Annotated in this window: 24 protein-coding genes and 1 pseudogene; 20 read left to right on the forward strand and 5 right to left on the reverse strand. The window is 42.2% G+C overall.

Going from position 1 to position 22,537, the window contains the following annotated elements; translation table 11 throughout:
- Positions 1 to 4 precede the first annotated feature (4 nt).
- The 8 genes from CHL1_RS01075 to CHL1_RS01110 all read left to right on the forward strand — a co-directional run bounded on the left by CHL1_RS01075 (position 5) and on the right by CHL1_RS01110 (position 8,135).
- Positions 5 to 1,981, forward strand: coding sequence for a DUF7657 domain-containing protein (locus CHL1_RS01075; protein ID WP_250934396.1), 1,977 nt, complete (start codon positions 5 to 7; stop codon positions 1,979 to 1,981).
- A 10-nt stretch (positions 1,982 to 1,991) separates the two neighbouring features.
- Positions 1,992 to 2,936, forward strand: coding sequence for a glycosyltransferase family 2 protein (locus CHL1_RS01080; RefSeq protein ID WP_139142362.1), 945 nt, complete (start codon positions 1,992 to 1,994; stop codon positions 2,934 to 2,936).
- 84 nt (positions 2,937 to 3,020) lie between these two features.
- Positions 3,021 to 3,596: a glycosyltransferase family 2 protein gene (locus tag CHL1_RS01085; protein ID WP_250934397.1), complete on the forward strand. Its 576-nt coding sequence runs from the start codon at positions 3,021 to 3,023 to the stop codon at positions 3,594 to 3,596.
- The gene (locus CHL1_RS01090) at positions 3,538 to 4,182 is read left to right on the forward strand and encodes a hypothetical protein (protein WP_250934398.1); all 645 of its coding nucleotides are present in this window, start codon (positions 3,538 to 3,540) and stop codon (positions 4,180 to 4,182) included. The genes CHL1_RS01085 and CHL1_RS01090 overlap by 59 nt, the downstream gene beginning before the upstream one ends.
- 87 nt (positions 4,183 to 4,269) lie before the next feature.
- Entirely contained in the window at positions 4,270 to 5,973 is a 1,704-nt protein-coding gene (locus CHL1_RS01095; protein WP_070371605.1) for a hypothetical protein, read from the forward strand.
- Positions 5,970 to 6,338, forward strand: coding sequence for an EamA family transporter (locus CHL1_RS01100; RefSeq protein WP_070371604.1), 369 nt, complete (start codon positions 5,970 to 5,972; stop codon positions 6,336 to 6,338). The genes CHL1_RS01095 and CHL1_RS01100 overlap by 4 nt, the downstream gene beginning before the upstream one ends.
- Positions 6,328 to 6,678, forward strand: a complete 351-nt coding sequence (locus tag CHL1_RS01105) for an EamA family transporter (RefSeq protein WP_070371603.1) — start codon at positions 6,328 to 6,330, stop codon at positions 6,676 to 6,678. Before CHL1_RS01100 ends, CHL1_RS01105 begins: the two co-directional genes overlap by 11 nt.
- Before the next feature lie 71 nt (positions 6,679 to 6,749).
- Positions 6,750 to 8,135 (forward strand): DUF3329 domain-containing protein, encoded by a 1,386-nt coding sequence (locus tag CHL1_RS01110; RefSeq protein ID WP_250934399.1) that lies wholly within the window; start codon positions 6,750 to 6,752, stop codon positions 8,133 to 8,135.
- Positions 8,136 to 8,226: 91 nt separating this feature from the next.
- On the opposite strand, the gene CHL1_RS01115 is transcribed toward CHL1_RS01110, so the two are convergent.
- Both CHL1_RS01115 and CHL1_RS01120 read right to left on the reverse strand, forming a co-directional pair.
- Positions 8,227 to 9,237, reverse strand: coding sequence for an LCP family protein (locus CHL1_RS01115; protein ID WP_250934400.1), 1,011 nt, complete (start codon positions 9,235 to 9,237; stop codon positions 8,227 to 8,229).
- Entirely contained in the window at positions 9,215 to 9,487 is a 273-nt protein-coding gene (locus CHL1_RS01120) for a hypothetical protein (RefSeq protein ID WP_250934401.1), read from the reverse strand. Before CHL1_RS01120 ends, CHL1_RS01115 begins: the two co-directional genes overlap by 23 nt.
- 273 nt (positions 9,488 to 9,760) lie before the next feature.
- Here CHL1_RS01120 and CHL1_RS01125 point away from each other — a divergent pair, with 273 nt between their 5' ends.
- The 7 genes from CHL1_RS01125 to CHL1_RS01155 all read left to right on the forward strand — a co-directional run bounded on the left by CHL1_RS01125 (position 9,761) and on the right by CHL1_RS01155 (position 15,725).
- Positions 9,761 to 10,330, forward strand: a complete 570-nt coding sequence (locus CHL1_RS01125) for a hypothetical protein (RefSeq protein WP_070371600.1) — start codon at positions 9,761 to 9,763, stop codon at positions 10,328 to 10,330.
- Between the two features lie 4 nt (positions 10,331 to 10,334).
- Positions 10,335 to 10,829 (forward strand): hypothetical protein, encoded by a 495-nt coding sequence (locus CHL1_RS01130; RefSeq protein ID WP_250934402.1) that lies wholly within the window; start codon positions 10,335 to 10,337, stop codon positions 10,827 to 10,829.
- A 2-nt stretch (positions 10,830 to 10,831) separates the two neighbouring features.
- The gene (locus tag CHL1_RS01135) at positions 10,832 to 11,902 is read left to right on the forward strand and encodes a hypothetical protein (RefSeq protein WP_250934403.1); all 1,071 of its coding nucleotides are present in this window, start codon (positions 10,832 to 10,834) and stop codon (positions 11,900 to 11,902) included.
- A 209-nt stretch (positions 11,903 to 12,111) separates the two neighbouring features.
- Positions 12,112 to 12,918 carry a transporter substrate-binding domain-containing protein gene (locus tag CHL1_RS01140; protein ID WP_338076041.1) on the forward strand — a complete coding sequence of 269 codons (807 nt, stop codon included), beginning with the start codon at positions 12,112 to 12,114 and terminating at the stop codon, positions 12,916 to 12,918.
- Positions 12,919 to 13,078: 160 nt separating this feature from the next.
- The gene (locus tag CHL1_RS01145) at positions 13,079 to 13,744 is read left to right on the forward strand and encodes an amino acid ABC transporter permease (RefSeq protein WP_070371597.1); all 666 of its coding nucleotides are present in this window, start codon (positions 13,079 to 13,081) and stop codon (positions 13,742 to 13,744) included.
- Positions 13,725 to 14,453 carry an amino acid ABC transporter ATP-binding protein gene (locus CHL1_RS01150; protein WP_070371596.1) on the forward strand — a complete coding sequence of 243 codons (729 nt, stop codon included), beginning with the start codon at positions 13,725 to 13,727 and terminating at the stop codon, positions 14,451 to 14,453. Before CHL1_RS01145 ends, CHL1_RS01150 begins: the two co-directional genes overlap by 20 nt.
- A 126-nt stretch (positions 14,454 to 14,579) precedes the next feature.
- Complete coding sequence (locus CHL1_RS01155; protein WP_250934404.1) at positions 14,580 to 15,725, forward strand: hypothetical protein; 1,146 nt, start codon at positions 14,580 to 14,582, stop codon at positions 15,723 to 15,725.
- A 50-nt stretch (positions 15,726 to 15,775) separates the two neighbouring features.
- Here CHL1_RS01155 and CHL1_RS01160 read toward each other — a convergent pair.
- From CHL1_RS01160 to CHL1_RS01170, 3 genes and pseudogenes are all read right to left on the reverse strand, one after another.
- Positions 15,776 to 16,843 (reverse strand): annotated as a pseudogene (locus CHL1_RS01160) (glycosyltransferase family 2 protein); the annotation flags it as partial.
- Positions 16,844 to 16,855: 12 nt separating this feature from the next.
- Positions 16,856 to 17,014 (reverse strand): hypothetical protein, encoded by a 159-nt coding sequence (locus CHL1_RS01165; protein WP_250934405.1) that lies wholly within the window; start codon positions 17,012 to 17,014, stop codon positions 16,856 to 16,858.
- Positions 17,015 to 17,303: 289 nt separating this feature from the next.
- A complete protein-coding gene (locus CHL1_RS01170) occupies positions 17,304 to 17,516 on the reverse strand; it encodes a hypothetical protein (protein WP_070371593.1) in 213 nt (70 codons plus the stop codon).
- 151 nt (positions 17,517 to 17,667) lie between these two features.
- On the opposite strand from CHL1_RS01170, the gene CHL1_RS01175 reads away from it, so the two are divergent.
- Genes CHL1_RS01175 through CHL1_RS01195 form a run of 5 tightly spaced genes read left to right on the forward strand, consistent with a single transcriptional unit; the run spans position 17,668 to position 22,421 of the window.
- The gene (locus tag CHL1_RS01175) at positions 17,668 to 18,543 is read left to right on the forward strand and encodes an efflux RND transporter periplasmic adaptor subunit (RefSeq protein WP_250934406.1); all 876 of its coding nucleotides are present in this window, start codon (positions 17,668 to 17,670) and stop codon (positions 18,541 to 18,543) included.
- On the forward strand, positions 18,543 to 19,232 hold the full coding sequence (locus CHL1_RS01180; RefSeq protein ID WP_070371591.1) for an ABC transporter ATP-binding protein: 690 nt from the start codon (positions 18,543 to 18,545) through the stop codon (positions 19,230 to 19,232). Before CHL1_RS01175 ends, CHL1_RS01180 begins: the two co-directional genes overlap by 1 nt.
- On the forward strand, positions 19,225 to 20,397 hold the full coding sequence (locus tag CHL1_RS01185; RefSeq protein WP_148636926.1) for an ABC transporter permease: 1,173 nt from the start codon (positions 19,225 to 19,227) through the stop codon (positions 20,395 to 20,397). Before CHL1_RS01180 ends, CHL1_RS01185 begins: the two co-directional genes overlap by 8 nt.
- Before the next feature lie 20 nt (positions 20,398 to 20,417).
- On the forward strand, positions 20,418 to 21,089 hold the full coding sequence (locus tag CHL1_RS01190; RefSeq protein ID WP_250934407.1) for a response regulator transcription factor: 672 nt from the start codon (positions 20,418 to 20,420) through the stop codon (positions 21,087 to 21,089).
- 18 nt (positions 21,090 to 21,107) lie between these two features.
- Complete coding sequence (locus CHL1_RS01195; protein WP_250934408.1) at positions 21,108 to 22,421, forward strand: sensor histidine kinase; 1,314 nt, start codon at positions 21,108 to 21,110, stop codon at positions 22,419 to 22,421.
- The last annotated feature ends 116 nt before the right edge of the window (positions 22,422 to 22,537 follow it).

Consider the following 22,537-nt stretch of genomic DNA (forward strand, 5'->3'; position numbering starts at 1 on the left):
TTTTATGAGTATTGGAATTGGCTTGAGCATTTTGGTGAATCATTACGGAATGGAAAAATTGGCCGACCGTGCCTATCGATATCGTTTTTGGATTTCGGCGATATTGGGGATTTTCCTTGTTTTTTTTGAAATTCATGGCTCATCAATCTTGTATTGGCAGAATTATTTAACTAATTTAACCAATATTTCACAACCATTGATTGGCATATCAAGAGCAATCCGTAGTGACGAGTGGGCGGTCAATACACCGATGATGCTGTCGCAGTATTATAATCATTCGGGTTTGTTTCCTTATTTCAGTGAAACCATTCGGGGGGCACTAACCGACACCTTTATCATATATGGTCAACCGGTAAGAGATATTGCGATATTTTTTCGACCATTTCATTGGGGTTATTTACTGTTGGCTCCGGCAAAAGGGCTGTCATTTTTTTGGATCGGTCGAACCATTGCCTTGTTTTTAGTATCCTTTGAATTTGGGATGATCCTCACGAATAAGAGTAAATTGCTGGCCTTGATTTATACCCTGATGGTTACCTGGTCTCCCGTTGTGCAGTGGTGGTTTGCCATCAACGGTCTGGTTGAAATGCTGGTTTTTGGTCAACTGGCGTTGATCATGATCACCCTGTATATGAATAATCAGAATTACTATCGACGGTCACTGTATGCCTTGGTGATGTTAATTTGTGCCGGTGGATATATTTTAACCTTTTATCCAGCCTGGCAAGTACCAATGGTATATGTATTTCTGGCATTATTCATTGGCGTTGTGCTGGAAAATCGGAAGCATTTTGTCTGGAATAAAAAAGATATTGGAATTGGCGTTGGTTTGATTCTATTATTGAGTTTGGGCATGATTTATATTTTGTCTAAATCTGGAGGAACAATTGACTCGGTGATGAATACGGTTTATCCGGGAGGAAGTGCTGAAACCGGGGGAAACCAGGGGTTGCGATTGTTTTTATATCCGGGCAACCTGTTTTTTGCTTTTTCACGGGAACTGACGTATGCAAATCCCTGTGAGCTGGCAGTTTATTTTGATTTCTTTCCGTTGGGAATTGTTTTGTCTGCGTGGGTAGTGATAAAACAAAAGCAGCAGGATAAATTCTTGATCCCGCTGCTTTTAATAAATGCCATGATGATAGTATGGTGTTTGTTTCCGTGGCCGGAATGGTTGGCAAAAATCACCTTGCTCAGTTATTCAAAGCCGGTTCGAGCTTTTTTGGCAGTAGGATTCATAAATATTTTATTGTTGATCCGGGCCCTTGCTTTATTTGACGGTGCGTTTTCAAAATGGTTTAAAGTGGGTAGTGCACTGCTCATGAGCCTCGGAATCACGCTATTGGCGTTTAAAACATATGACGGTTATCTTGATCTGAAAATGAGTATGATTAGTTTACTTCTTTTGTTTGGATCATTTTACGTCATCTTAAGTGGAAACAAGGAGTGGGCCCGTAAGACGTTATTGGTGATTGTCTTTGGTATCATTTTTATTGCAGGATTATTTGTGAATCCAGTTGTTAATGGACTGGATGCGATTTACCAGACGAATTTAATCAATAGAATTCAACAGATCAATACGACGGAAAACGGATTATGGATTGTCGATTCGGGAGCGGAAATTGGTTTTCCAGTGATTAATTTTCCATTAATGGCTGGCGCACCAACAATAAACTCCACAAATGTGTATCCGAATCTGGAAAGATGGCATCTACTGGATCCGGATGGATCAGCAGAGGAAATATATAACCGTTATGCCCATATCAGTGTCAATCTGATTAACACAAGTAATGAAACACACTTTGAACTGAAATCGCCAGATCTTTTTGAAGTGAATTTAAATATTATGGATCTGGAAAAACTAGAGGTAACCTATGTTTTCTCAAAACGGGATTTATCGATACTTTCAAATGAGGCTGTAAGCTTTACGGAGTTAGCAGATGAAAACGGATTTAAGATATATATAGTAAATTATAATTAAAGGAGTAATGATGGAAAAAGGACAAAAAACAGCGATTTTAATCCCCTGTTATAACGAATCTAAAACCATTGAAAAAGTAATCAAAGATCATCAGGCAGTCATGCCTCATGCTGATATCTATGTATATGACAACAATTCCAGTGATGGGACTGATGAAATTGCCAGAAAGGCTGGCGCCATTGTGCGCTACGAATATCGACAGGGGAAAGGTAATGTGGTTCGATCGATGTTTCGGGATATTGATGCCGACTGTTATATTATGACGGATGGAGATGATACCTACCCGGCTGAATTTGCGTTGGAATTGGAACAACAAATTTATCAAAAACGGGCCGATATGGCCATCGGCGATCGGCTGTCCTCGACCTATTTCACGGAAAACAAGCGCCCTTTCCATAACATAGGGAATGTTCTGGTACGAAAATTAATCAATGTTTTGTTTAAGGCTGAAGTAAAAGATATCATGACCGGAGCTCGGGGCTTCACCCGAGAGTTTGTAAAATCCTTTCCGGTTACATCAAAGGGATTTGAAATTGAAACGGAGATGACAATTTTTGCCCTGGACAACAATTTTAAAATAGTTGAAGTGCCGATTGACTATCGGGACCGACCAGAAGGTAGTGTCTCAAAACTCAATACCTATTCAGATGGGTATAAAGTGTTGATGACAATTGGAACCTTATTTAGAGATACCAAACCCTATTTGTTTTTCTCGATGCTTTCATTAGTGTTGTTGATTATCAGCGGGATCTTTTTTACGCCCATTTTAATTAATTATTTTGAAACCGGTCTGGTCGACAAATATCCGACCTTGATTGTCATTTCGGCCTTGTGGATCATCGCCATTATCAGTTTTTTCAGTGGTGTTATTCTGCAGGTGTTAAAAAAGCAACATCGTCATAATTTTGAAAGGCATTTGAATCTATTGAATGAGATTTGGAGAAAAGAAGCCTAAGCAGATCGTGTTGACGGCGGTCTTCCCAACGTTGGAATAAGCGAACGTGAGTAATAAAATATAAAGTATAAAGAGGAAAAGCGATTGGAAGAGAGAGAAATCGAATTAACGATATTAATGCCGTGCCTGAATGAAGCGGAAACATTGGAGATTTGCATAAAAAAAGCGATGTCCTTCTTAGAAGATAACAATGTCGATGGCGAAGTGCTCATTGCCGATAATGGCAGTACCGATGGATCTCAGGAAATAGCCATCAGAAACGGGGCTCGGGTTGTCAATATCGAACAGAAGGGGTACGGGAGCGCACTAAGAGGTGGGAGTGAAAACGCCCGAGGTCGATATGTTATCATGGGCGATGCAGACGATAGTTATAATTTTTTAAACCTGATGCCGTTTCTTGAAAAACTGAGAGAAGGCTATGAACTGGTAATGGGAAACCGCTTCAAAGGAGGAATTGAAAAAGGGGCGATGCCGCCGTTGCACAAGTATTTGGGAAATCCGGTCTTATCATTTATCGGGCGGATTTTTTATCCCAGTGACATTAAAGACTTCCATTGTGGGCTTCGGGGCTATAACCGAGCTGGCGATTCAGAGTCTTCAGTTGCAAACGACAGGAATGGAGTATGCCAGCGAAATGGTTGTTCAGGCGACCTTGCATAAGTTAAGAATGATAGAGGTGCCAACGACCTTATCACCGGATGGTCGGTCACGTCCCCCGCACTTAAGAAGTTGGCGGGATGGTTGGCGGCATCTTAAATTTTTGATGATGTACAGTCCCAATTGGACATTTTTGTATCCTGGCATTATTTTATCAGTCATTGGATTGGTGATGATGGTGGCCATTGGCGTCGGGCCCACAAAAATCGGTAATGTGAATTTTGGAATCAATACCATGATGTATGGATCGGCAGCATTGCTGGTTGGGGTTAATATCAGTTTATTTTCAATGTTTACCAAAGCCTATGCATTAAGCTCAGGATTTATACCCAATAGTCCGAAAACCATTGGTATCCTGGAAAAGTTTACCGTTGAAAAAGGCGTTGTAATTGGGGTTTTGTTAACCTTACTGGGGATTGTGGCGACGATTATTGCCTTTGTTATTTGGGGCAACAATTCGTTTGGCAATCTACAGCCAGAATCAATAATGAAAATAACAATTCCGGCGGCTACGCTGATTGCCATTGGTATTGAATTGATTTTTGCCAGTTTCTTTCTGGGGATTTTGGAAATTGAACGAAAAAAATAGGATGGTTTCAGACAGGCTAGAGAAAAGATCTAGGTTGTCTGTTATTTTGTATTGAAAATAATAAGTAATTGAGGAGGTGAAAAGAGGATGTCAAAAAGTTCAGGAAACCTAAAGAATCGACTGTGGTTATTGATCGAAAAATACCGGTTGGTCATTTTCATGATTGGTTTTATTCTGGTCAAACAACTGCTGGTCATTGGCATACCTCTTTTTGCCCATGCCGGAGCCGGACACGATGATCGCTTAATGATCAATATGGCCAATTCGTTAATTCAGGGAGAGTGGTTAGGTTCATACTCGGAAAAGACGTTGGTCAAGGGGCTGTTTTTTCCGCTTTTTTTAGTTGCAAATGATTGGTTTGGAATCCCCTATTCGTTGTCAATTCCAGGAATCTATTCCATCGCATGCGTAATTTTTGTTTTTGGGATCAAACGACTGTTTAAAACTGAATTTCCGCTTTATTTAATTTTTTTGGCGTTGCTGTTTAATCCGATCTCATTTGCCGATGAAACCTTTCTCCGGGTCTATCGAAATAGCTTAACTGCCGCTCAGGTTCTCGTCATCAGTGGCGGGATGTTTGCCGTTTATTTAAACCGCTTTGAAAAAACGGCAGTTCAGCTGGTCTGGGCAGTTATTGCCGGACTGGGTTTGGCCGCTTTATGGCATACCCGGGAAGATGGGATCTGGATTATTCCATTGGTGCTGGGCGTCATTATTATTACCGGCATAACGATTATTCTAAAAAAAGAATTATCAATAAAAGAAAAACTGAAAAAAGGAATGACTACAGTAGTTCCGCTGGGAATTCTAATCGTGTCGACGATTATTATTTCCAGTATTAATTATGCGTATTATGGAATTTACACCACGAATGAGCTCAATGACAGCAATTTTACGAAGGCAATAAAACTCATTTATGCAGTGCAACCGAGTGAAGAAATTGAGCGGGCTTCAGTTCCCAGAAGTACAATGACTAAAATTTATGCGGTATCCCCATCGTTAAAAAGTATAAAAAATGAGTTGGAATCAAGTCTGGATCGATGGTCCTGGTACGAAAAAGATGCTAGTGTAAGACAGGTAGAGGACGGTTTTTTCTTTTGGGCGTTGCGGGAAGCGGTTTCCAACTCAGGGTACTATGATGATGCCGAAACGGCCAATGGTTTTTATGAAGCGGTGACCAATGAATTGGAGGCGGCTTTTAACAGTGGCCAGCTTATGCGTCGACCAACCATGCCATCTGCTTTGATGTCTCCCTGGCGGGATGAATATGGCGAAAAACTGGCCAGCGCTTTTTTAAAAACAACTCAGTATGTCACCGGGTTTAAAGCAGTCAAAACCAGTATGGTTGACAGTATTGATGATGGACAGAATGGGATCTTACTTTTTGAAGACATTACAAATAATGCGGCCCGAATAGAGGGTGAACCAATTCCATTGAATGTAAAAGTCAGACTTGTATTAATGAACAGTATTACTGCGATTTATCAGAGTCTGGGCGAAGTGGTCTTTATGGTGGCTCTGGTAGTCTATGGCCTGCTTTCGTTTTTTGTACTGATAAAAAAAATGCGTGACAAGTATCAGCTAATGGACTGCTGGCTGGTTTTATCGGCCTTGCTCTTTAGTGCGGCTGTACTGGCTGGTGGTGTCGCCTATACCGATATTTCGGCTTATGTAGCCATTTCATATTGGTATCTGGCAGGGGCCTACCCATTGGTTATCGCATTTAATGTTATCGCACTCTATAAAATGATGGAAGTATTTGTAAAAATGAGGTATGAGAGAGAAAAATGAGTAAATCGGATGAGAACAGAGGAACACTAAGATTAAAAAACTATTTGTTTTTACATGCAAGTTTATTATTATATTCAATCGGATCGGTTTTTTCAAAAATGGCCAGCAAAGAAGTATTTCTTTCCTGGGCGTTTATACTTTATTATGGGTTGTTTTTACTGATATTGTTTGTTTATGCCATTCTCTGGCAGCAGATACTCAAACGCTTTCCCTTAACGGTGGCTTTTGCCAACAAAGCGATAACCATTTTGTGGGGAATTGTCTGGGGATATCTGTTTTTTGGAGAAGCGCTGCGCTGGGGGATGCTGTTGGGTTCGGTGATTATTGTTTCAGGAATATATTTGGTGGTAAGTGATGACAAATAACGAATGGATTTATTATGCGCTCTATTTGTTTTCGGTTTTAGTGGCTTCCCTTTCGCAAGTTATTCTCAAAAAAAGTGCCATGATTCATTATGAAAGTCGCATCCGAGAGTATTTAAACCCCTATGTGATCGGGGCTTATTTTTTCTTTTTCGGATCATCGTTGTTAACCACCTTTGCGTATCGCGGGGTGCCATTAACAATGGGACCGGTTTTAGAATCAACCGGCTATATTTATGTTGGGATTCTGGGGATGCTGATTCTAAAAGAAAAACTCAGTCGGCGTAAAATTATTGGCAATGTGTTGATTGTCGGGGGGATTTTTGTTTATGCGTTTATCTAAGGGCGTTGTTTCGAGTGATCATAAACGGATCAAGTGCATGGCGCAAATCGGTGTTTAGAAGGTAGAGTGAAATGATGAATAGTGACCGTTTTGGAAAAAAATATGGAAATCGAGCGATTCAAAATTTAATCGAATCCCGAAAAACGAATCTGATTCTCTTTTGGGTAATAGTAGCAGTTACATTTGCTTACATGGTGTTTTTAAACAGCAAAACCCCTTTGATTGCTGATGATTTTGTCTATACATTTATTTTTGCTACATCAACGCCGGTAATGAGTTTTGGGGATATCGTTACCTCGCAGATTTCCTATTACATGACCTGGGGAGGGCGGGTGGTGGCTGAAACATTGACACAACTCTTCATGTTTTTAGGAAAAGATGTTTTTGATGTGGCCAATAGCCTCTGCTATATTGTCTTTTGTCTGACAGTTTATTTTTTGGCGGTGGGTCGAAGAATCCGCTTTGAATTATTGTTATTGACGACAATATTAGTCTGGTTTTTTATCCCGATGTTTGGTCAGACGGTGATGTGGCTAACGGGATCCTGTAATTATTTATGGTGTGGTACAATTATTTTATTGGCAATCCTGCCATTTCGGCTATATGAAGAAAAACAGACCAAGCTGTTAAACAGCATCTGGTTTGCCTTGCTGATGATACCCTTATTTTTCATCAGTGGGATTACCAATGAAAATACGGCAGGCGGGATGATTCTAATTATGCTGCTGTACTGTGGCGTTAACATTAAACGCAAAATTCGGATTCCTGCATTTGCGTATACCGGGTTATTGTTTTCGATCGCTGGCTTTTTATGTATGCTTTTTGCACCAGGAAACAGTTTGCGGGTAGCAAATGAATCGGCCGTTGCTGAGGTCACCATGATGGTGGGATCAAACCCGCTGATCACCCGGCTTTCATATTTTGCCTATAATCTTTATGCGCTAATGCCGCTGGTGATTTTGGCGGCGATTGCTTTTGTCATGTTAAGAAATGAAAAAGATCGAAAAGCATGGGTGAATTTTGGGATTTTTACTGTGGCAGCTGCAGCAGCGATGTTTGTGATGCTGGCACCACCTAAGTTTCCGCCTCGGGCGATGTTTGGATTGGCGGCATTTCTGATTATTGCTGTGGTATATGCTTTTGGGCAACTCGAAATGACCGAAGAACGGATCAGGAAATTTGTAATCATTCCCGGTTTGGCAGTGTTGTTATTTTACATCATGTCCTGGGGGTACGTGGGCATCGATGCCATTACAGTTAATAAACAATATGTCGCTCGGGTTCAAATCATTGAAGAACACCAAAATGAAGCTCTGATTCAGGTGCCGGAAATTGTACCCCTGTCCAGCCACAATGGGATGTATGGATTAAAGGATGTCCAATTGGATCCCAATCATTGGGTAAACCGTGCCCTGGCTGATTATTTTGGTGTTCCCAATATCGTTCGCCAGCCATAACCCGGAAAAATCAAAGATAATTCATCGCAAAGTAAGCGCAGCAAAATAATAAGCCACCCGTTGTCAAAGACAGCAGGTGGCTTTTATGATTCTAATAGGATAGTTCTTCTTTATCAGATCCGGATGCGTTTGAGCTGCCCTTGACAGCGGTTTTGATCTCATCGCTAATCTCCATGGCAGTATCCGAAGGTGTATAATCGGTTTCGTAGATAAACTGATAAAAAGCTTCAATGTTTTCGGCTAAGGTATTGGGGACAACATAGGACACCCCGTCGAGCATATCCAGGGAAATCAGGTCATCGGTGGGGAAACGACTTTGCTCGATATCTTTTGAAGGCATTAAAGCCAAATTGGCACCATATTTGAGCATCTCGAGGGTGCTTAATGAAGTTTCCACATAGGGTAAGGTCGCCATTACCAGATTATATTGTTCTTGAAGATCCAGATCAAGAGCTTTTGACAAGACCTGCTCAAAAACAACCCGTTGTCGCAGGGTTCGATCAAAGTCGCCATCGCCGACATACCGAACTCGACAGTAGGCCAGGGCTTGGGAGCCATCAACGGTTTGGGGTCCAGTTTCTTCCAGAAAGGGGGAACCGGTTTCTACTTTTTCATTGACATCCATCAGATATTCATTGACCCATTCCAGCTCTTCGTCGGTTTCAATATCGATGGTGACCCCACCGACGGCGTTGACCATTGAAACCATGGCGTTAAAATCAATGGTGACATAATCGGTGATGGTGGTATCAAAATTCTGATTGATCGTCTTAAGGGCTAAATCCGGTCCGCCATAGGCGTAGGCGGCATTGAGTTTATCATATTCGTATTTTTTGTCGATATAAACATAGGTATCACGCATCAGCGAGGCCACCTTGACCTTGCTATGTTCATAATCGGCAGTTGCTATCATGATGGTATCCGTTCGGTCACCTTCAACATCATCACGACCGTCGACGCCGAAAACGGCAACATTAACAATTTTATGCTGTTTGGCAAAGTTAGCCGCTTCACTGCTGATTCCATACTTGCTTAAATTTCCTTTCAGGTCGCTGGTGACATTCCCTAAGAAAAAGGCGTTAACGGCAAAAGCGGTGGCCATCAGAAAAATAATGATCAGCAGAATAGTACGGAAAAACTTTTTTACAAAGCCATTGGATTTTTTCTTTTTTTGGTAATGGATTGGGTAAGATTACCGGCTTTGTTTTTGACTGCTTTGATTTGGGTTTCGCTTTTGTTTCTGATTTAATAGTCTTAAGGGGACGGGTATCAGGCCTTGGATTCGTGTTGGATGTCTTTTTTAAGCCTGGATTTCGTCTGTTTTTAATCACACTCTTTTTTTTATCGTTCAAATTTTTACCTCGTTGGGAAAGAACTCTGTTTGCAGATCGTTTTACAGACGCATCGGTGCCGGTAATTTGCAAAGTGTTTTCCCATCTTTTACTTAAAAATAAATTCTGATTACGCCAATTTACGACTACTGGTAGGCTATTATATCATAAATGTAAATATTTGTAAAAATAATATAAATAGAAAAAACAAACATTAAATCTTATTATACATTTTAGGAAAACTTTGTTATAATAGATGCAAAGATTGATAGCGAATATAGGAGTAGGGTTAATATGGCAAACGAACAGGAACTCAATGAAAAGAATGAGTACTTTGAATATGTAGAATCGCGCATTGAAAATTTAGAAAAACTGATTTTAAAAAAAGATGAAGAGTTAAAATCACTAATCCTCAAAACGGTTCAAAATGGCCCAGCACAACCTGAGAAAAGCGCAGCTGGGGCTACCGCTCTGCGCCCAGAAGCCAACCATTTCGAGCGGGTCTTCGATGATTTGAAGGAAGAAGAATCCCGCTTTTTGAAAAGTGAAGGTGAAATTCCCAATTATAAAGCCGATGAGTTGAATATCCAGCTGGCCAATATTGAAAAGCGGGAAAAAATGGTTCAGGATATGCTGGATTCCTTAGGGACGGCTCTGGCTATTTTGAAAAAGCGACACGAAGAAGTGAATCGAAAAGAAGAGACACTCAATCGTGAATATCAGAAGCTTCAGGAAATTGAAGCTTTGTATCGCAACACAGAAGGTTTGGATGCGCTGACGTCGACCTTTGGAAAAGTAACGATTGATAAGGGTAGTTCACGAGAAAACGATGGAACAATCTTTATAAATGACAGCAAGGAGTGATTTGATGAAATTAAGTTTTGGTAAATGCTGGGGTTTGTTAATTTTTGATATCATTGGCTTGGCAATCGCTGGCTATGCTTTTTTATTGGGTTATCAGGTTTTAATGACACTTGAAAACGCCAATGCTTATATTATTCTGATGGGTTTCTTTGTCGGGATTAAGACAATTGTGCTGGCTTTGTACGATTTAAACAGAAACTTATTGCGAAAGAATATTCCCTTCATCGGCGGCGGGATTACAATTCTTGGCAACGGAATTATTTTTACGATGTGCTTTTTTCTTATTCCAGATGTACCGACAACATTTTTTATTGGTTTGGCTGCGGCGGACTTCTTAATGATAACGCTGTGTCATCTGTTATGGTGGGTTCTGATTGGTAAAGATGATGATTATACCCGAGAACAGAGTGTATCTTCAGATGAAGCACGAATGCCTAAGAAAGAAAAAAGAAGACGGCTAAAAAAGACCGGAGTAATGATCAAAAACAGGAACCGGTAAAAATGGATAAAAATTCAGGGAAAAAAGTGAAAAGCGATAAAAAAACCTGGTTATCCCGAAATGATGAAGAAGAGTCAGAGTACGACAGCATCTTTACCAGTTTGCTGGAAAATGAAAAAAGAGGACAGCAACGCTATGTGGAGTCCCCCAGAGCTGATGAGCCGAGGGCTGTTGCAGAGGAAAAACGCTATCAGACCAGTGATTTTCTCAATGAAATCAAAGAAAATTTAAAAAAAGAAAACAAACCGCCATTAAGTCAAACTGAGGCTATGAGTGGAACCCGACAAAAACAAGTAAGCCAGGACCAATCGTCACAAAAAATGCCAGCAGGATTACCCCCAATGGAATCAGACGGGAAAAAAGCAGTGGGGATTGAGGCAAACTCGCCGATGGGTAATCAAGCACCGGAAGCGACCATGATACTGTCAACTCAGAAGCCGTTAATCGAAGTTCCTAAAAACAGCAGCACGGAGCTGTTTGGTGATTTACCATCAGTTAAAGAAAAAAAATCTGATCTTCAAAAAATGGCAGTCAATAATTTAGGTGCTGCCGGAATTAAAACAACAGAAGTGGATGATAACGAAGAGGGCTTTCTTTCCATTGAACGGCGACTGGGCTATTTGTTTCATGAGATCGAAAAATCAATGAAGGAAACCCAGTATCTCCAGGGGGCTATCAGTGATTTTCAGAAAGAAGTGGAAAACTATGAACCCATTGCCGGGGATGAAAAAATTGTGGCCGCCGGTAATCTGATTCGCGAAAAGTTGAAAATGATTATTGATAAACAATTCGTTGTTGATGAGGTTCTGGATGATCTGATTCGGCTATCCAAACTGATTAATAAACGGATCAATGATTTGGATATCATTGAAGCGGGCCTGAACCAGCGCAAGATTGCATTGGATCAAAAAGATTTTCTTTTGGTTGAAGCCCGAAACCGAGCGCCAGTGGAGAAAGAGGTTGAGATTCTCCCGGAAGAAGTAGTGCTGGAAAATCTGGAGGCCGAATTCATCGTGGCTGAAGGGGACTACGAGTCGATCCGCAAATATCTGACTGAGAATCCGGAAGAATAAACACAATAAGCTGATGAAAAGAGATGATCTGATTGTACGCTGAGCGTGTACGAGCTTGGCGTACAAATGAAGTTAAGCAGTCGTCTCCATATTGATACTAAAGAATAGATTAAACCATCCTTTACTATAATCGATGGTTTTTTTTATTGCGAAGTTTTTATAAAAATGATATACTGCTACCTGTATGAAAGTGGGTGTATTGGCTAAAGATGCACCAAAACTTATTATTATTAGGAGGAAAAGAAATGAAAAGAATCGCAAAGCTTGGTGTTTTGGTAATGGTAGCGGCAATGGTATTTTCATTAGCTGCTTGTTCCAGCGGAACAAAAACTGGCAGTGATACGAAGACATATGTAATCGCTACAGACACAACCTTTAAACCATTTGAGTATGAAAATGAAAAGGGTGAACGGGTCGGAATTGATATCGATCTTTTAGCAGCAATTGCTGAAGATCAGGGTTTCGAATATGAATTAAAGGCCGTTGGGTTTGATGCTGCTCTGGGTGAAGTATCAACAGGTCAATCGGATGGGATGATCGCCGGTATGAGTATTACCGATGAACGGAAAAAAACCTTTGATTTTTCCGAACCATACTTTGACTCAGGTGTCGTAATGGCAGTATCTGCTTCAAATGACACAATTAAGTCTTATGCAGATTTAAAAGGACAAAAAGTAGCAGTTAAAACCGGAACGGAAGGGGCAACCTTTGCTGAGTCAATCAAAGATCAATATGGATTTACAACTGTTTCTTTCCCGGATTCAGCCAACATGTATGAAGATGTAAAAGCTGGAAATTCAGTTGCCTTGTTTGAAGATTATCCAGTTGTCGGCGATGCCATTGCCAGTGGTGTACCACTTAAAATGGTTACTGACATGGAAAAAGGAAGTTCTTATGGTTTCGCTGTGAAAAAAGGTCAAAATCCAGAGTTGATTGAGATGTTTAATACTGGATTGGCTAACTTGAAGGCTAATGGAAAGTATCAGGAAATCCTGGACACCTATATCAAAAAATAATCTGTTAGAAAAAACTTAACACATTATTAATTTGAAATCATCTGTCAGCATACACTTCTGGCAGATGATTTCTCTAAGTTATCTAAAAGTGTTTACTTGCGTGACTTCTTGCGTGTGAGTAAAGACTGTTGGACAACTCAAACTATTGAAGGAGGTTGACGTGAGTATTCCAGAATTAATTGTACAGTATTGGCCCCGCCTGATGGCAGGATTGGTATTAACGGTTGAAATAACAATTATTTCGCTATTTTTTGCAGGTATTTTAGGCCTTGTTTTTGGTCTCTTGTCAGTATCAAAGAAAAAAGGTTTGAGAGCAATTGCTCTGGTATATGTGGATATTGTTCGGGGAACGCCATTATTGGTACAGGCGTTTTTTATCTACTTTGGGATTCCACAGGTTTTGGGAATTCAATCAGATCCGGTAATTTCTGGGATTATCACCCTTAGCCTGAACGCTGGCGGTTATCTCGCCGAAATTTTCCGGGGCGGGATCGAGTCCATCAGCAGAGGGCAGATGGAAGCTGCCCGGAGCCTGGGTTTACCCTACGGAATGGCGATGCGGAGTGTCATTCTGCCTCAGGCAGTCAAAACGATGACACCAGCACTGATCAATCAATGCATTATTACCTTGAAAGATACATCACTCCTTTCGGTCATCGGGGTAACCGAATTAACCCAGACCGGGCGACTGATTATTGCCAATAACTTCCAATCCTTTGAGGTATGGGCGATCGTTGCGGTGATGTATTTTGTGATCATTATGATCTTATCAAAGATCTCAAAACGACTTGAAAGGAAAATGTCTTATGGGAAAAGTAAAAATTAAGAATCTCAAAAAAAGTTTTGGCGATTTAGAAGTCCTGAAGGATATTAACCTGGAAGTTAAAGAGCAGGAAGTGATTTGTATTATTGGTGCGTCTGGTTCGGGAAAGAGCACCTTATTGCGGTGTATTAATGCCCTGGAAGAAGCTAGCAGTGGAACTATTGAGGTCGATGGGAATGATATCACCAGGGCCGATGGTAATATCAACAAATATCGGCAGGATATTGGAATGGTCTTTCAGCAATTTAATCTCTTCCCGCATATGACAGTTTTGAAAAACATTACCTTTGCGCCAGTGGCCCTTAAACTTAAAACCAAAGAAGAAGCTGAAGAAACGGCACGAAAACTACTAAGAAGCGTTGATCTGGAAGAGAAGGCCAATGTTTATCCGGAACAGTTATCCGGGGGACAACAGCAACGGGTAGCGATTGCCCGGGCCTTGGCCATGAATCCGGATGTTATGCTCTTCGATGAACCCACCTCGGCCCTCGATCCTGAAATGGTTGGGGAAGTTTTAAATGTTATGAAACAGCTGGCAAAAGATGGGATGACCATGATCGTCGTTACCCATGAAATGGGCTTTGCCCGAGAAGTTGCCGATCGGGTGATCTTTATTGACGAAGGCTTTATTGTTGAGGAAGGCCCACCCAGCGAAATCTTCGGGAATCCTAAAAATCAGAGAACCATCAATTTCCTGAACAAGGTCTTGTAATGGCAATTGCAAAAACCATTAAAATAGAGTTTAAAAAACCATCTCTTTGAGGTGGTTTTTATATTTCGATGATAACGCTTTAAAATTAAGGGTATAATTGAAAAAAACGATCAGGAGGGGTAAAAAGTGATAGTAAAAGAGTGGTTTATGAATGGGTTTGACTGGATCAAAACAAAGATTATGGAGAATAAGCTGCGAACCGGAGCCTTGCTGTGCCTACTGTTGGCTCTGGCTGGCTTTTTCTTGCCATTTATGAGTGCAAAGATGAGTGCTTCTGTCACCGGGATCATGACTAATACCTTGGAAGTCATTAGTCCGGAGTATGATATGATCAATTTTTCGCTGAGTGACTTTGTACTGCAGGAACCCATTGACGAATTTGAGATCTATGGAGTGCCCCTCGGAAATATCAAAGTATTGGATCATTCGGTGCTTGATATTTTAAGAAGTCCACTGCCTGATAAAGGCTATGTCAGTAGCATCAACGAAGCCTTAGCAAGTCCGGCGTTGGACTACCTGGTAGATCCTCAGGTTCAACAGATTGTGATAACCCGTTTTAATAATGGCGAGGCGATCAATGGGATTCTCAAAGATTTATGGAATGTCATCCAAAGTGCCCGAAACATTGCCAGCCAGGTTAATGATATCACCATTTCGGCCCGGCAGTCCATGGATCAGGTCAATGCGACCATGGCCACCATCGATTCCTATAAAGCCACAGCTAATGGCGGAATCTTGATTCTTTTCCTTGTTGTCATTGGTTTAATGGCACTGATTCTGTATAAACGGGCCAGTATTAAACTGTCAATTTTTATATCCGGGGTTCTGTCAGTGTTGTTTTTAGGAGTTGGAATTGGTACGGCTGTTGCCAATAACCGCATTAATGAACAGCTCAGTAGTCTGGCCAGTCAGGTAAATAGTGGTATTATGGAGACTTTACGGGCGATACTGACGGGTACCTTTGGCGATGTGGGAACTTTTATTGCAAACTATATCAGTGGTCAGGCAAATTTTGTGGCCCTGGCATTTACCCTGCAGTTAGAAGTCGGCTATTGGATTATTCTGCTGGGATTGTTGGGAGCTTTGGTACTATTGATTGTGCTTGCGAAAAAAGAACGGATAATCAAAGATGAAACGGAAATAGAGATAGTCCTTGATGAATCAGCACTAGCAGAAGAAATTGATGAAGCCATTGAAGCCCAGAATGATGAGCAGGTAAGAGTCGTGTTAGATGAAACAACAAAAGGAGCTGCAGCGAAGGACGAAGCATAAATTAATTATCAGCAAAAAAACAAGGATGATCCGAAGATCATCCTTGTTTTTTATTCGACTAATTGTGAGATTTTAATACTTTTGGTATGTTCGATGGGTTCCCAGATTTCGATTGGTTTGATAAAACATAAAACATTAATGGGAATCCAGGAAGCCAGATATAACCAGAAAGAAAAAACCGAAACATTATTAATCTGACGAATCTTTTTACCTTCCAGCCATAATACCATGGCGGTAAAGACCACACTGAAGATGACACCACCAACTGAAAAGAGGATGGCAAAGGTTAAAGCGTTGGACCAGACAGAGGTGGTGACAAAGAGCATACCCAGGATGATAAATGAACAAATGGTATAGATACAGGTCAGCACCTGCATAAAGGGGGAAACCAGAAACATTAGCATATCCAGGGCACAACGGTTTTTATCGTTGATCACGGCATCGATGAGCTGTTGGGAATACTGGTTAAAACATTGAATGGTACCAGTCGACCAACGCTTACGCTGGGACCAGGATTGATCAAAGGCAATCGGGTGCTCGTCATAGGTAATGGCTTCAGGTACCCAGGCAACCCGGTAGCCCTTAATAATGCACTGGGTGGTAAATTCGATATCTTCAGTCAGACTGAACGTTTTAAATCCTTCTTTTTTGATGACATCAGCATGCATCATAAATCCGGTACCATTTAAGGTGGCTGACCAGCCGAGTTTGTGACGGGCCAGGTTCATAAAGCGGTTTAAGGTCCAGTAAAACACGGACTGACAACCAGAAATCCAGGAATCATCCGGGTTCTTGCTGTCCCGGTAGCCTTGGGCAATTTTTTCACCTGATTCAAGAACATTATTCATGGTCGAAACAAAGTGCTTATCGACCAGATTATCAGCATCGAAAACGCAGAAAGCATCATAGATGTCATTTTCGGCAAAAATATAATCAAAAAACTGGGAAAGGGCAGCTCCTTTTGATTTGACTTCTGCTGTACAGGTCATGATTTTAGCACCATGTTCAAGGGCCACTTCTCTGGTATTGTCAGTGCAGTTATTGGGAATCACATAGACATCCATCAGTTCTTTGGGATAATCCTGCTGATGCAGACTTTCGATGAGGTTTCCAATAACCGCAGCCTCATTTCAGGCGGCAACCACCACAGCAATGCGGTTTTTGGGAGGGGAGAGGGTATATTTATTGTGTTTGGTATATCCAAATAAGCCAATTCCGAGATAATAGATACCATAAATAAAAAACGGGATACCTAAAATAAATAACAGAGTAAAAATTTGTGAAACCATCTCTCTTTAATTTCTCCTTTATATTCAGTTACATCGATCGTTTTGAGAACCGAAAACAAGTTGTGTTGTTCGGTTCAAATAACTACCTGATATAGTATAAATGCTTTTTTATCATGACACAACCACCAGGAATGATTATTCATGGTGGTTGTGTGAGTTTATGTTCGTCGCATTTAAGTTGTCTCATTTTAACATGAAACAGACTTTTTATCAAGGATAGGGACTACTTCCTGAAAACGAGATCATCAATATTTTAAGGTTATTCAAAGGTTTGTATCGGTTATTCGGCTTATATATCCTCTAAATTATCTTTGATCAGTCGAGTTCGGGGCATTTCATTTTTATGCATGTTGGCGTAATAGCCCCAAACCATTAGCAATCCAATTGGCCAAAGCAGAAGGCACCACAATAACAACCACCACTTAGAGTAATAAAAGGGTTTTTTTTCTGTGTTATCATCGGGTATCTTTTCTTCCATCATATCTAATTTATCATCTAACATTGTCACATCCTCCTTTAATTTCTTTTATTAACATATAGATACCCAAAAACTGTAATAAACAACAAAAAATAAAATCAATGGGTTCATTTTTAATTCATATTGATTGGTTAGAATGCCGATACTAAATAAATTCAGTAAGTGGAGGATCGACGTGAAAAAAGGAAGTACAAAGAAAATTGTGATTGGTAGTATCATTGGGGTGTTGATGATTGGCGGAGGATTTTTGGGCTATCAGGTACTGGCAGATTCGGCAACGACTCAGTACACAAAAACCACCGTTACAGTGGGTAATATTATTAATGACAACCGTTTTACAGGGGTCATTGAGAGTCAGTCCCGGGAAGCGATTGTTGCGACCAGTACCCTGGAAATAAGTGAGCTATATGTCAGCGAAGGCGAACTGATTGCTGAAGACACTGATCTTTATGAACCCGTCACTGGGGATATCGTCACATCATCTGTGGCTGGAGAAGTCGCCGATATTTTTTATGAGGTCGATGATACGGTGGCTGCCGGGGAGAAAATTATGGAAATCGTTGATTTTAATAACCTTCAGTTAAGCATCAAAGTCGACGAGTATCAGTTGTCAACGCTGAGCGTTGGGGCTCCGGTTACCATTAATATTGACAGCATCGGGCGTAGTGTTCCGGGCACTGTCAGTGAAATAAGCCGGGAAGCTAAAAATGAAAATGGGGTCGCTTATTTTACTGCGATTGTAGATTTTTTAGGGGATCCGCAAATTCGCATTGGCATGAATGCAGAGGTGGTTATTGTAAAAGAGCAGGTCGAAAATGCCGTGATGGTTCCGGTGACGGCTATTTTATTTGGGGAGGATAATATGACTTATGTGCTGGTCAAGGGCGAGTCAACGGATCCCGAGCAGCGCCCGGTAACTACCGGGATTACCGATGGCATTAACATTCAAATCATCACCGGTTTAAGCGAGAATGAGGTGGTTTGTGTGCCCATCCTGGACGTCACCGAGGCAACAACCTTCCAGCGACCAGAAAGCGACGGTGGAATCTGATGAAAGAAAAAATTCTGGAAATGAAAAATCTCGTTAAAACGTATACCATGGGTGATGAGGAGCAGGTGGTTCTAAAAGGCATTGATCTAAAAATCAATCGGGGTGATTTTTTATCGGTGCTGGGCCCATCGGGCTCGGGCAAATCCACCTTGATGAACATTATTGGTTGTCTGGATGTACCCACCAGTGGCAGCTATTATCTGTCCGGAGAACGGATTGAGGATCTGCCGGAGACGGCGCTTTCGCATATCCGTAACCGGGAAATCGGCTTTATCTTTCAGCAGTTCCAACTATTGCCCCGACTATCAGCCCAGAAAAATGTCGAGCTGCCATTGATTTATGCTGGTGTCCCGGAGAAAGAACGACAGCTCCGCAGTGCCGATATTTTAAAACGGGTGGGACTGGCCGAAAAAATGAAAAACCGGCCCAATCAGTTATCCGGCGGTCAGCAGCAGCGGGTGGCCATTGCCCGGGCGCTGGTGACTGAACCAACCATTTTGCTGGCCGATGAACCCACCGGCGCCCTGGATCAACAGACCGGTCATCAGATTATGGAACTGTTTAAAGAACTGTATCAGGAAGGAAAAACCATTGTGATGATTACCCATGATGGCGATGTCGCTAAAAATGGTAGCCGGATTGTGCGGATTGTTGATGGGAATCTCAGCGAGGGGGTATACAATGCTTAAGGAAAGTATTAAAATGGCGTTAGAAAATATCATCAGCAATAAAATGCGCTCCTTTCTCACCATGCTGGGGATTATTATCGGGGTGGGATCGGTGATTGCCCTGATTACCATTGTCTCGGGAGCGACCAGCACCGTTACCGATCAGGTGGCCTCAATGGGGGCTAATACGGTGACCATTCAGGTTCAGGGAACACCGCTGAAACAGGGACTGACCCAGGGGGATGTCACTAAAATTTCTGAGCTTTCAAATATTGAAGGAATTGCCCCGACCATTTCCGGCCAAACGACGGTGGCTTTCGACGGCAAGACCATGGATGAGATCAGCCTCCAGGGAAAAAATGATGTTTACTTTCAAAACACTGAAGATGTCATTTCGGCTGGGCGAATCATTAATCCTGTTGACACTGAAAATAAAAGCCGGGTGGCTTTAATTGGAAATGATATTGCCAACGAACTTTATGTCGGGAAAAACCCCATTGGCCAGGAAATAAAAATCGGCGGCATTACCTATCAGGTCATTGGCATCTTACAGGAATCGGACAGCTTTGCTCAGGCGGATACCAATAAGGCAGTGATGATTCCCTACACCACCGCTATGGGGGTCGTTGGCGCCAAGTACATTAACAGCTTGACTGTTTACATTGCTGATGAGGCTCTGGCGGACACGACCACCCGGCAAATTGAAGGGGTTTTAACCAAAGCTTTTAACGGTGATGATGATGGCTACTCGATTGTAAACATGCAGAGTATTCTAGAGACCATAGCAGAAATGACCAGTATTCTGTCGATGATGCTGGGTGGCATCGCCTCAATTTCGCTGGTCGTCGGGGGGATTGGAATTATGAACATGATGCTGGTTTCGGTCACTGAACGAACCAGCGAAATCGGCTTGCGCAAGGCCCTGGGAGCAGAGCCGAAGCAGATTCAGCTCCAGTTTCTAATTGAATCAGTGGTGCTTTGTCTGATTGGTGGCATCATCGGCTTTGGGCTGGGGGTCATTCTGGCCTGGGTCGTGGCCAACCTGATTGGAACCAGTTTTGCTCTGACGGCTTCCACCGTTTTATTGGCAATCGGCTTTTCCGCTGCCATCGGCGTTGTTTTTGGCTTCATGCCAGCCCGCAAGGCGTCCCGACTCAACCCGATTGATGCCCTGCGCAGTATTTAGGAGAAAAACAGGAGAAAGAAATGTTTCGTATTTTGATTTGTGAGGATGATAACCATATTCGCCGACTGTTTCGGGATGTTCTGGAGAAAGAAGGTTATTCGGTGTTTGAAGCGATTGATGGAGTTATGGCCTTGGATGCACTGGAAAAAAACCACATTGATCTGCTGATCACCGATGTGATGATGCCCCACATGGATGGTCATGCCTTAACCAAAACCCTGCGGGACGGCGGCCTGGAGCTGCCGATCCTGATGATCACCGCCCGGGAAAGCATCGATGATAAAAAATCCGGTTTTAAAGCCGGAACTGATGATTATATGGTTAAGCCGGTGGACATGGATGAAATGCTGCTGCGGGTCTTTGCCTTATTACGGCGAGCCAAAATTGCCAATGAACAGCGGCTGGTGGTGGGAAAAACAGTTCTGGATTATGAAGCCTTGACCTTAAGCATCGGGGATGAAACCATCACCCTCCCTAAAAAAGAGTTTCTGTTGCTGTTTAAACTATTATCGGCACCGAACCGGATTTTTACCCGGGCTCAGATTATGGATGAAATATGGGGCTATGAAAGTGAAAGTGATCACCGCACGGTGGATGTTCATATCAAACGGTTATGGGAAAAACTGGAACACAATCAGGATTTCGAAATCATCACCGTTAAGGGCCTGGGATATAAGTCCCGGGTTTTATAGTGGAGACTAAGGAGTTATATGAAAAATAAAATTTTTCATTCAATTTATACAAAATTTCTGGTGACCTTTTTAGGGGTGCTTTTTTTCTCCTCGACCCTCACCTTTGGCGTGATTTACTGGTCACAACTGGGCAATATTCTCGAACAGCTCCGGGTAGAACTGGTCAATCAGGCCCAGGCAGTTCAGATTCTTAATCAGGAAAAGTTGGGGGATGATGTCATTGTCAATTTATATAGCCAGGGCATTGTGGTGTCCCGGATTGTTGCCAGCTTGGATGAAGTGGGGGTAACCTTAACCGATGCGGAGCAAAAAAAAATCGAAGCCGGGGAGATCGTCTATCTGAATACCCACCAGGCCCAGGATTTACCAATGGCATTGGGAAAACTGGCGGATGGCTATGTGGTCAGTCGGCCGAATCTGGAAAAAAATCAAATTGCTGGCTTTATGGAACTTCAGCGCACCACCATGCTGGTCACCTTGTTGATCGGATCGGTGCTGATTGTCATTGCGGTTGCGATGATTGCCAGACCGATTAAAGCGGTTTCTGAGGCTACAAAAAAAGTAGCCAATGGTGACTTTGATGTCAGGCTAACGGTTAGAGGAAAGGATGAACTGGCCGTGCTGGCGCAAAATTTTAATATCATGACGGCTGCCCTTTCCCGTAATGACTATATCCATCGAGATTTTGTCAGTAACGTGTCCCATGAGTTTAAAACCCCCATCGCTTCGATTAAAGGCTTTGGCAAGCTTTTAAAAGATCCCGATCTTTTGGAAACCCAGCGGCAGGAATATATTGATATTATTGTCGACGAAAGTGACCGGCTATGGAAACTATCAGCTAATGTGTTAAAACTCTCGGAGCTGGAGAATGGGGTTCTGGGTTTGAGAAAAGAAGCCTTTGCCCTGGATGAAGCCATCCGGCGGGTGATCTTGCTGCTACAGGAAAAGTGGGAAGCTAAAAATATCGATTTGGATATCCAGTTGGATGATACAATCTACCAGGGTGATCCCGAGCTGATGGCGATGGTTATTATCAATCTGTTGACCAATGCCATTAACCATGGCCCGACAGCTGGTCACATCAGCATTGCGCTGCACAAAACCGCCAAAGAAGTGGTTATCGAAATAGCCGATACCGGAAAGGGTATCGCTAAGGAAGACCAGAAAAAGATCTTTGATCGCTTTTATAAGGCCGATCAATCCCGCAGTACGCCTGGAACCGGTCTGGGACTCACCATTTCCCAGCGGATTGTGACGCTTCACGGGGGCACCATCGGGGTGGAGAGTGAGCCGGGAAAAGGCAGTCGTTTTTTGGTCAGACTGCCTCAATAAACAGTCACATATCAGTCAGTCCTCGATGCCTAAGTAGACGTTCCAACGGCTTTGCTGTTGAAACAGTTTGCTTAAAGGTCGGAGACTGGCTTTTTTACGTTGTCAGCAGCAGCAAA

The organism is Acetobacterium wieringae, assembly GCF_023700225.1.
GTDB classification, from domain to species: Bacteria; Bacillota; Clostridia; order Eubacteriales; family Eubacteriaceae; genus Acetobacterium; species Acetobacterium wieringae.

What these genes read in the sequence shown, in the direction of transcription:
- CHL1_RS01075 (WP_250934396.1), top strand. Translation starts at nt 5, where the DNA reads ATGAGTATTGGAATTGGCTTGAGCATTTTGGTGAATCATTACGGAATG.
- CHL1_RS01080 (WP_139142362.1), top strand. Translation starts at nt 1,992, where the DNA reads ATGGAAAAAGGACAAAAAACAGCGATTTTAATCCCCTGTTATAACGAA.
- CHL1_RS01095 (WP_070371605.1), top strand. Translation starts at nt 4,270, where the DNA reads ATGTCAAAAAGTTCAGGAAACCTAAAGAATCGACTGTGGTTATTGATC.
- CHL1_RS01100 (WP_070371604.1), top strand. Translation starts at nt 5,970, where the DNA reads ATGAGTAAATCGGATGAGAACAGAGGAACACTAAGATTAAAAAACTAT.
- CHL1_RS01105 (WP_070371603.1), top strand. Translation starts at nt 6,328, where the DNA reads ATGACAAATAACGAATGGATTTATTATGCGCTCTATTTGTTTTCGGTT.
- CHL1_RS01110 (WP_250934399.1), top strand. Translation starts at nt 6,750, where the DNA reads ATGATGAATAGTGACCGTTTTGGAAAAAAATATGGAAATCGAGCGATT.
- CHL1_RS01115 (WP_250934400.1), bottom strand. Translation starts at nt 9,237, where the DNA reads ATGGCCACCGCTTTTGCCGTTAACGCCTTTTTCTTAGGGAATGTCACC.
- CHL1_RS01125 (WP_070371600.1), top strand. Translation starts at nt 9,761, where the DNA reads ATGGCAAACGAACAGGAACTCAATGAAAAGAATGAGTACTTTGAATAT.
- CHL1_RS01130 (WP_250934402.1), top strand. Translation starts at nt 10,335, where the DNA reads ATGAAATTAAGTTTTGGTAAATGCTGGGGTTTGTTAATTTTTGATATC.
- CHL1_RS01135 (WP_250934403.1), top strand. Translation starts at nt 10,832, where the DNA reads ATGGATAAAAATTCAGGGAAAAAAGTGAAAAGCGATAAAAAAACCTGG.
- CHL1_RS01140 (WP_338076041.1), top strand. Translation starts at nt 12,112, where the DNA reads ATGCACCAAAACTTATTATTATTAGGAGGAAAAGAAATGAAAAGAATC.
- CHL1_RS01150 (WP_070371596.1), top strand. Translation starts at nt 13,725, where the DNA reads ATGGGAAAAGTAAAAATTAAGAATCTCAAAAAAAGTTTTGGCGATTTA.
- CHL1_RS01165 (WP_250934405.1), bottom strand. Translation starts at nt 17,014, where the DNA reads ATGGTTTCACAAATTTTTACTCTGTTATTTATTTTAGGTATCCCGTTT.
- CHL1_RS01170 (WP_070371593.1), bottom strand. Translation starts at nt 17,516, where the DNA reads ATGTTAGATGATAAATTAGATATGATGGAAGAAAAGATACCCGATGAT.
- CHL1_RS01180 (WP_070371591.1), top strand. Translation starts at nt 18,543, where the DNA reads ATGAAAGAAAAAATTCTGGAAATGAAAAATCTCGTTAAAACGTATACC.
- CHL1_RS01185 (WP_148636926.1), top strand. Translation starts at nt 19,225, where the DNA reads ATGCTTAAGGAAAGTATTAAAATGGCGTTAGAAAATATCATCAGCAAT.
- CHL1_RS01190 (WP_250934407.1), top strand. Translation starts at nt 20,418, where the DNA reads ATGTTTCGTATTTTGATTTGTGAGGATGATAACCATATTCGCCGACTG.
- CHL1_RS01195 (WP_250934408.1), top strand. Translation starts at nt 21,108, where the DNA reads ATGAAAAATAAAATTTTTCATTCAATTTATACAAAATTTCTGGTGACC.